Origin of the sequence: Streptomyces sp. RP5T (genome assembly GCF_003933965.1) — a bacterium.
Lineage (GTDB): Bacteria > Actinomycetota > Actinomycetes > Streptomycetales > Streptomycetaceae > Streptomyces.
This window is the reverse complement of record NZ_RSAJ01001096.1, coordinates 1-1300: the sequence shown is the minus strand read 5'-3', so window position 1 is coordinate 1300 and position 1300 is coordinate 1. Positions and strand designations below refer to the sequence as shown.

Genomic DNA, 1300 nt, shown 5'->3' with positions numbered 1-1300 from the left:
CCCTTAACCACGCCCCACCGCCCCTGCTAGCCTCCCGCCCGGGAACCGGTTTCCATGGTGTTGCCGCTGTTCGCGAGGGGGAGGGGCGAGGATGACCAGGAAGAGCGAGGACGCGGGCCGGAGCACGATCCGGGACGTGGCGGCACGGGCCGGGGTCTCCGCGTCGACCGTGTCGCGGGTGCTCGGCGGGGTCTACCCGGTGAGCGCGGCGACCCGCACCCGCGTGATGCGTGCCGTGCGCGAGATGGACTACGTCGCCGACGCGCGCGCGAAGGCGATCGCCGGGGTCGGCACGCCCACGCTCGCGTTCGTGCTGGAGGACATCACGGGACCCTCGTTCGCGCTGATGGCGCACGGGGTGGAGCGCGAGGCGACCCGGCTCGGCCATCTGTGTCTGGTGTGCAGCACGGAGGGCGACGTCGAGCACGAACTGGAGTTCGTGGAGATGATGCGGGCCCAGCGCGCCGCCGCCGTGATCCTGGTGGGCGGCGCCGCCGACACCGTCGAGTACCGCGAGCGGACCCGTCGCATGGCCGACTCGCTGGCCTCGGCGGGATCACGGCTCGTGCTGTGCGGCAGACCGCCGCTGGGCCCCGGGGCGCCGGTCACCGTCATCGAGTACGACAACGAGGGCGGCTCCCACGCGCTCGTCGCCCACGTCCTGGCCCAGGGCCACCGGCGGGTCCTGTTCCTCGGCGGCCGGGCCGACCACACCACCGCGCAGGGCCGCGAGCGCGGCTATCTCGCCGCGCACCGCGCCCGCGGGCTGAACCCCGACCCCGCGCTGGTGCTGAACGGCGACTTCACCCGCGACTCCGGTCACCGCCTGATGCGCCGGGCGCTGAAGGACGGCCTGGACTTCACGGCCGTGGTAGCCGCCACGGACATGGTCGCGGCGGGCGCCCTGACCGCCCTGCACGAGGCCGGCCTCGACGTCCCCGGGGACGTGTCCCTGGCCGGCTACGACGACATCCCCTTCGCCCGCGACCTGCACCCGGCACTCACCACGGTCCACGTCCCCTACGAGGAACTGGGCCGCCTCGCGGTACGCACCGCCCTCGGCCGCACACCGGAGGACCCGGCCGAACACCTCCTGCTGGGCACCCACGTGGTGGTCAGGAACTCGGTCGGGCAGCCCGGCACCTGAGCCCCCGCACGAGCCCGTGACGCGCCGCGCACGACCCGTGGGGACCGGCCGGGACTCCACACACCCACGCCGTGGTACGACCGCCCCGACGTCCGGCGAACCCGCGCGCCACACCTCCGCAGCCGCGGAAACCGGCCAGGCCCCCGAACATCC

Annotated in this window: 1 protein-coding gene; it reads left to right on the top strand. The window is 74.5% G+C overall.

The annotated features are described in order from the left end of the window. Window positions 1-91: 91 nt before the first annotated feature. Window positions 92-1147 carry a LacI family DNA-binding transcriptional regulator gene (locus EHS43_RS44720; protein ID WP_125196072.1) on the top strand — a complete coding sequence of 352 codons (1056 nt, stop codon included), beginning with the start codon at window positions 92-94 and terminating at the stop codon, window positions 1145-1147. Window positions 1148-1300: the final 153 nt, after the last annotated feature.